Below are 7,725 nucleotides of genomic sequence, written 5' to 3'. Positions count from 1 at the left end.
TAACTCTTCTTTGAATGTAAAACATGGTGATGATGATGCCAATTGCCGCACCATGACTCGCTAATCCTGCAAAACCTGTGAAATGTAAAGTTGGTTCAGTTTTAATTGGTAATAAAATACTCCATGCGTCATTACTAAATAATTCAGGCTCATAAAAAATTACGTGACCCAATCGCGCCCCTAACATAGTAGCCACTAAAGTGTACAAAAATAATTTATCTAATGAGTCAACCGATTCGTTTTCTCTCATGAAAATAGGTTTCATTACATACCAGCCTAATCCAAATGCCAATACCCAAGAAAGACTATAAAAACGTAATAAGAAAAATCCTAAATCAATCCCTTCCGAAGGATTCCAAACCATATTGAGTGTGTGAATCATAATAATGTGTAAATGTTTAAAGGGTAAAAATAAATAATAAAATTGGTAAACATGTTAAAATTCCGATAAGAAATTTTTCAAGAGCAATGACAATCCCGAAACTTCGGGACAAAAATTAATTTCAAAATCAATTTCAAAAATCAATTTCAAACTTCAACCTGAAACCTAAAACCTAAAACAAATAATCAGGAACACAGATTGAAGAAATTTTAATAATTTTAAAAATCAAATAAGTGAAATGCTCTGTGTAACTCTAATCAACACATTCAGAATCAATAAAATTCAGTGTATCTCGGTGTAATTTTAACGCAAAGTTGCAAAGTTTTTTCGCAAAGTTCGCTATGCGTTTTGTTTAAAAGAAGTAAAACGCTCTGTGTAACTCTAATCAAGGCAATCAATTCCGAAGCTTCGGGACAAAAAGCTCTGTGAACCTCTGTGTAATTAATCAAGGCACCGGATCATAACCACTTCGTCCCCAAGGATGACAACTAAAAATGCGTTTTAAAGCTAACCAACCACCTTTAAATAAACCATGTTTTTGTAATGCTTGAATGGTATAACTAGAACATGTTGGTTCAAATCGGCAGGTTGCAGGAGTAAAAGGAGATATCGCTACTTGATAAAATCGGACCAATAGAAGAAATGGATAAATAATCCATTGTTTCAGTGTTTTTCGATATTTCGATTGGTGTTGGCTACACATGATTATTGATGATATAAAGAACTACTATCTCTGTCAAGCTGAACTTGTTTCAGCTTCTAAAAAAAAATTCTGAAGATAAAAGAGATTCTTAAATCGAAGATTCAACGAAGTTAAACGAGTTCAGAATGACAACGATAATGTATATTAAAAACTAAAACTAGTTCCTTCTTTTCCGTCTTTTAATTGGATTCCTAAAGCTAATAATTGATCACGAATTTGGTCTGATAAAGCAAAGTTTTTGTTCGCTCTAGCTTCATTTCGCATCCCAATTAACATTTCAACAACGCCACTTAATTTTTCAGTAGTATTGGAATTTCCTGAAGTAGCTTCATTACTAATTCCTAATACATCAAATACGAAACTTGAAATCGTATTTTGTAATAACTGAATATCTTCCGCAGTTAACGATTCTTTTCCGTCGTTTACCAAATTAATGTAACGCGCGCCTTCAAATAATTGTGCAATTAAAATCGGTGTATTAAAATCGTCGTTCATCGCATCATAACAACTTTGTCTCCAACTTGCAATATCTAAAGTAGAAGCATTGCTTGCTTTCAACATCGGAATTAATTTATACGATTCCATCAAGCGAGAATATCCTTTTTCACTTGCTAACATGGCATCATTAGAAATGTCTAAAACACTTCTGTAATGCGCTTGCAAGAAACAAAAACGCACAATATTAGGTTGAAACGATTTTTCAAAAAACGTATTTTCACCCGTAACCAATTCCATTGGAAGAATATAATTTCCAGTCGATTTACTCATGCGCAAACCGTTCATGGTTAACATATTGGTGTGCATCCAAAAATTCACAGGCGAATGTCCGTTACACGCTTTTCCTTGTGCTACTTCACACTCATGATGCGGGAATTTCAAATCCATTCCACCACCGTGAATGTCAAAAGTTTCGCCTAAATATTTCGTGCTCATAGCAGTACACTCTAAATGCCAACCTGGAAAACCTTCACCCCAAGGCGAGTTCCAACGCATAATGTGTGCTGGAGAAGCGTTTTTCCATAGCGCAAAATCTTGCGGATTTTTCTTTTCACTTTGTCCGTCTAAATCTCGGGTGTTGGCAAAAAGTTCTTCAATGTTACGGTTACTTAATTCACCGTAATTCATTCCTTTTTGGTTGTAAGCAAACACATCAAAATAAACCGAACCATTGCTTTCATAAGCAAATCCGGTATCAATTAATTTTTGAGTTAACTCAATTTGCTCTAAAATATGTCCCGTTGCTGTTGGTTCAATCGTAGGCGGAAGAAAATTAAACGTATCTAAAACCTTGTGAAAATCCACCGTATATTTCTGTACAATTTCCATAGGTTCTAATTTCTCCAAACGCGATTGTTTCACAAAACGGTCGTTATCCACATCGCCATCATCGGTTAAATGTCCGGCATCGGTAATGTTTCTAACGTATCTAACTTTATAATCTAAATGCTGTAAATAACGGAAAATCACATCAAAACTCATAAATGTACGAACGTTTCCTAAGTGCACATTACTGTAAACCGTAGGGCCACAAACATACATTCCAATATTTCCATCATGAATAGGAGTAAAGGTTTCTTTCTCGCCTGAGAGCGTGTTGTATATATGTAACGTTTGATTTTTATATAATTCCATTTTTGATATTTTTTTTGAAGCTTTTCCTGCTATTCATTTCAAGTCCTCGCATAAAAATCTGTTTTTCTACATTTTAAAAAGTGCTTCTTAGGTCGCTTTTTTAAAACAATAAAAACTATATTTTTATTGCTCCGGGCTTTTCATTGCTATCAGGGCTAATTTTTAGTTTTCAGTTTTCAGTCTCAGTTTTCGAGTTATGAGTTTAAAACATCCATCACCCATCACCAATTACCTTTTACCCAAATTAAAACTTCGTATCTAATTTAATATAATCTAAAAATTCTCTACGAACTTTATCTTCTTTAAATTTTCCACCAAATTCTGCTGTAACTGTGCTACTTTCAATGTCGCGAATTCCTCTTGAGTTTACACATAAATGTTTAGCATCTATTACACAAGCAACGTCATCAGTTCCTAGAACTTTTTGTAATTCTTGTACCACTTGAATAGTTAAACGCTCCTGAACTTGTGGTCTTTTAGCATAATAGTCTACAACTCTATTCATTTTAGATAGTCCAACTACTGAACCATTTGAAATATAAGCAATATGAGCTCTACCAACAATAGGAAGTAAATGATGTTCGCAAGTAGAATAAACCACAATGTTTTTTTCTACTAACATTTCTCCGTATTTGTATTTATTATCAAATGTTGAAGAACTAGGTTTTTTATTTGGGTTTAGACCACCAAAAATTTCTTTCACAAACATTTTAGCAACACGATTAGGCGTTCCTTTTAAACTATCATCAGTTAAATCTAAACCAAGTGTGTTTAAAATATGTTCAACATCTTTTTTAATCAATTCAATTTTTTCTTCGTCAGAAATAGTAAATGCATCATCTCGCATTGGTGTCTTTGCGCTTGTTGCAATATGGTCGTTACCTATTTCATCCTGAAAATCCTCGTTTTGTGTCATTTTAACAATTATTTTAATAGCAATTTAAAAAGCGACACAAAGATAAATAATAAACTTTAGAATTTATTTTTAAATGTTAATTATTAAAAAAATAATAATTAAAATTAAAAAAATGTTAAATTTGTATTTCAGTTAACTAAATTATCAAACTATAAAAATGAAAAAATTACTACTCTTAGGTTTTGTTCTTTTTTTTCAACTTGGATTCTCTCAAACTAAATTAGATCCTAATTCTCCTGTTTTAAAAGGAATTAAGCTAGAAAAAATTAACGATTCTAAATTTGATTACATTAACAATGCAGAAATTTCATGGGATTTTTCCTCTCTTAATATTAGAGGTAAACAAATTTCAATTGAGGTAATTTCAATATTAGATTGCTTCAATGGTGAAAGTGCTTCCGATTTCAAGTCAAAATTTTCTTTATTAAATAAAGAAAATTTTTCGGTTAAAGGGAGTTCTCAACTTATGCATTTAGAATTAATGGCAAAATGTTTTAAATGGAGAGTAGTTGTCATAGAAAATAATAAAGAGCAAGTTTCGGATTGGTCTTATTTTATGTTTTTAAAATAATTAAAGATGAAGAAGTTCTTATTATCAATTTTGTTACTTAGTCTAAGTTTTACTTTTGCTCAAGTAACATCTCCAACTTGTGATTCGGCTCAAGCAATGTGTTCTGGAAATCAAGGACCATTTAATAATGTTACGGGTACTCCTAGTTTTGGTAATTTAGGTTGTTTAGGTTCAACTCCAAATCCTGCATGGTTCTACTTGCAAGTAGGAACATCTGGAAATATCGATATGACTTTGTTTCAAACATCAAATGGTGGAAATCCTATTGATGTAGATTTTATTTTATGGGGACCATTTAATACATTAAATAATATCTGTAATAATCTATCATTATACTCTCCTGCTTATACAGGTCCACCTAATATAGTAGATTGTAGTTATTCAGGTTCTGCTACAGAACAAGTTAATATTGCTGGTGCGGTAGCAGGTCAATATTATATGTTATTGGTTACTAATTTTTCGGGACAAGCAGGTACTTATACGCTTAATCAAACAGGAGGAACTGGAGGGTTAAGTTGTAGTATAGTTTGTGGAGTAGATTTAGGTCCAGATCGAATTTTATGTGGTTCTACAACTACAGTAACTCTTACTGCGACATTTCTTCAAGCACCTAGTGCTGCTGGTTCACCAGTATATTCATGGTTTTTAGATGGCGTTTTTCAATATACTACACCAACAAATACAACAACTGTAACTGCAAACGGAGTTTGGTCAGTAAGTGTTACAAGACCAGGTTGTTCGGATATTGCGGTTGATGATGTATTGGTTAATATTATAGGTGTTGTCCCTTATAATAATATCGGACCATTCGCTAGTCCGGCAGGAGAATGTGATCCTATTTTTGATTTAACAGCTTATCAAGCTGATCTTGTAGCACCTTTTGATCCTGCAAGTTTTACATTTGAATATATTGATGGTGTAACTGGTAATGTTATAACAGATCCTGCTAACTATACAACAAATGTAGATAATACGATTGTAGTTACCATTAGTGCAGGTTCTTGTGGAGAAACTACAACTTTCGATTTATTTGTAGATTGTGTAGTCCCAGATTGTGATATAGATTTAACTTCTACTGCACTAACAGCAAATCAATCAATTTGTATTGGTAATGCAATAACAGATATAACATATCAAACTGCCGGTGACGCTACTAATGCAACTGTAACAGGTTTACCACTTGGATTAACAGCTGTTTATGCTGCTAATGTCTTAACAATTAGCGGTACTCCTACAGAATTAGGTACGTTTAACTATACAGTAGAAACAATTGGTTGTTCTCCAAATTTAACTTTAAACGGAACTATTACAATTAATCCGAATCCTACGTTTACTTCTTTAAGTGCTAACGGGCCAATTTGTGCTGGTGCAGATGCTATATTTACATTGTCAGGTACTGCCGGAGCTTCTGTTTTTTATACAGTAGATGGAAGTCCAGTTCAATTTGAAATATTAGACGCTTCAGGTAGTGCTACTATTACAATAGCAAATGCTTTATCAGATGTAACTATAACTTTAAACGAAATAGAATTAGGAAATTGTGATTTAACTTTAGGAAATACTGCTACGGTTACAATATCACTTACTCCTGATGTTCCAACAATAGATACTACAGCGCCAACTTGTTTAGTAGATGGATTTAGTACTATAACAAATTATGATGGAGCTTTTATTTATACATTTAATCCAACAGGACCATCAGTTGATGCTTCAGGATTAATATCTGGAATGACATTCGGAACTAGCTATACAGTTACAGCGGGTAATGGTACTTGTACATCATTAGATTCTAGTGCTTTTAGTAATGCCGCAACGCTTTCAGTTCCATCAATTCCAGTAGTTTCAGAAACTGCACCAACATGTTTAGCATCAGGATTTGCTACTATTACAAATTATGTAGCAGGAACAACTTATGATTTCACACCAGTTGGACCAACAGTTGATGGCACCGGATTAATATCAGGAATGACATTTGGCGTAAGTTATGAAGTTGCTGCTAACAATGGAAGTTGTTCGTCAGCAAATTCGGCAGCATTTACAATTCTAGATATTTTAGTAACGCCAGTTGTACCTACAATAGCAACAACAGCACCAACTTGTTTGGCAGATGGCTTTAGCGAAATCAGTAATTACGATGGTGCATTAACGTATGTATTTACACCAGCAGGACCAACAGTTGATGCATTGGGATTAATTTCAGGCATGACTTTAAATACTTTATACGAAGTAACAGCATCAAATGCTACATGTACATCAACGGTATCAGCACAATTTAGTAATTTACCAATGTTGGTAACGCCAGTTGTACCAGTAGTTTCAGAAACGGCACCAACATGTTTAGCGGCAGGATTTGCTACTATTACAAATTATGTAGCAGGAACGACTTATGATTTCACACCAGTTGGACCGACAGTTGATGGTACAGGATTAATATCAGGAATGACATTTGGTGTAAGTTATGAAGTTGCTGCTAACAACGGAAGTTGTTCATCGGTAAATTCGGCAGCATTTACAATATCTCCAATATTACCACAGCCAACTATTGTTAGCATTACAAATAATGGACCAATATGTTTAGGAGGAACAGCTATATTTACAATAAATGCTACTCCTAACACACAAGTAACGTATAGTGTTAATGGAAATCCAACACAAACTGTTGCAATTAATGCTTCAGGAGTTGGATTTGCAAATGTTACTGGAGTTACAGGAACTACAACAATAAATACGGTAAGTGTATTTGATGGGATATGTTCATCTAACTTGGTTTTAAGTTCTGTTGTAAATTTATTTGCAAATACTACTATTTCATTAATCTCTACATCAGGTACAGATAGTCAATCTAGATGTGCTGGAGTTACGATTGATCCTATTCAATATCAAGTAACAGGTACAGCAACTGGAGTGGTTGTTACAGGTTTACCAGCTGGAGTTACATATGATTATAATGTTGCTACTGGGTTGGTAACAATTTCAGGAGCTGCAAATGTTGGAGGTGTTTATAATTATTCAATAACTACTTCTGGTGGTTGTAATCCTCAAGCAAGTGCTTCAGGTTCAATAACTATTACAGTTCTTCCTGTGTTAAGTTACTCTGTTACAAATACTATTTGTGATGGTAGTACTTTAGATTTTGTTTTAAATAGTAGTTTACCAAATACTACGTATTCTTGGAGTGCTACAGTTTCTAATATTACAGGTTCATATAGCACAACTACAAATGGAGATGAAACGAATATTAATCAAATAGCAACATTAACTGATGCTGAGAATATTGGTACCATTACTATGATTATTATTCCAATGGCAAATGGATGTTATGGAGCTGCATCAAGTCCAATTACAATAACGGTTAATCCAATTCCAGTAGTTGAGAGTGTTAGCGTAGCGGATAGCTCGGTTTGTTCTGCAACTAATGCAACCAACAATGTTCATGTAGATATTGTAGGCAACATAAGCGGAATAACTTACACATGGACAGCTATTACAAGTGGTGTAACTGTTGTAGGAGGAACTACTTC

The 7,725-nt window shown here is 33.7% G+C and carries 6 protein-coding genes; 2 read left to right on the top strand and 4 right to left on the bottom strand.

Going from position 1 to position 7,725, the window contains the following annotated elements:
• The 4 genes from GFJ99_RS10605 to folE all read right to left on the bottom strand — a co-directional run.
• Nucleotides 1-382: prolipoprotein diacylglyceryl transferase family protein (locus GFJ99_RS10605; protein ID WP_203228786.1), on the bottom strand; the 382-nt coding region annotated here is incomplete at its 3' end.
• 445 nt (nucleotides 383-827) lie between these two features.
• Nucleotides 828-1,085, bottom strand: coding sequence for a membrane protein insertion efficiency factor YidD (gene yidD, locus GFJ99_RS10600; RefSeq protein WP_203228785.1), 258 nt, complete (start codon nucleotides 1,083-1,085; stop codon nucleotides 828-830).
• A gap of 144 nt (nucleotides 1,086-1,229) precedes the next feature.
• Nucleotides 1,230-2,717, bottom strand: coding sequence for a cysteine--tRNA ligase (cysS, locus tag GFJ99_RS10595; RefSeq protein WP_153208682.1), 1,488 nt, complete (start codon nucleotides 2,715-2,717; stop codon nucleotides 1,230-1,232).
• 244 nt (nucleotides 2,718-2,961) lie between these two features.
• Complete coding sequence (gene folE / locus GFJ99_RS10590; protein ID WP_153208681.1) at nucleotides 2,962-3,633, bottom strand: GTP cyclohydrolase I FolE; 672 nt, start codon at nucleotides 3,631-3,633, stop codon at nucleotides 2,962-2,964.
• Between the two features lie 157 nt (nucleotides 3,634-3,790).
• On the opposite strand from folE, the gene GFJ99_RS10585 reads away from it, so the two are divergent.
• Entirely contained in the window at nucleotides 3,791-4,204 is a 414-nt protein-coding gene (locus GFJ99_RS10585; protein WP_153208680.1) for a hypothetical protein, read from the top strand.
• Between the two features lie 6 nt (nucleotides 4,205-4,210).
• A partial coding sequence (locus GFJ99_RS10580) for a beta strand repeat-containing protein (protein WP_370514048.1) occupies nucleotides 4,211-7,725 on the top strand: 3,515 nt, incomplete at its 3' end.

The organism is Flavobacterium sp. LMO6 (genome assembly GCF_009495795.1).
Classification (GTDB): Bacteria; Bacteroidota; Bacteroidia; order Flavobacteriales; family Flavobacteriaceae; genus Flavobacterium.
Note: the sequence above shows the minus strand (reverse complement) of the source record. Positions and strands in the feature narration are given on the sequence as shown.

What these genes read in the sequence shown, in the direction of transcription:
- GFJ99_RS10585 (WP_153208680.1), top strand. Translation starts at nt 3,791, where the DNA reads ATGAAAAAATTACTACTCTTAGGTTTTGTTCTTTTTTTTCAACTTGGA.
- folE (WP_153208681.1), bottom strand. Translation starts at nt 3,633, where the DNA reads ATGACACAAAACGAGGATTTTCAGGATGAAATAGGTAACGACCATATT.
- yidD (WP_203228785.1), bottom strand. Translation starts at nt 1,085, where the DNA reads ATGTGTAGCCAACACCAATCGAAATATCGAAAAACACTGAAACAATGG.
- cysS (WP_153208682.1), bottom strand. Translation starts at nt 2,717, where the DNA reads ATGGAATTATATAAAAATCAAACGTTACATATATACAACACGCTCTCA.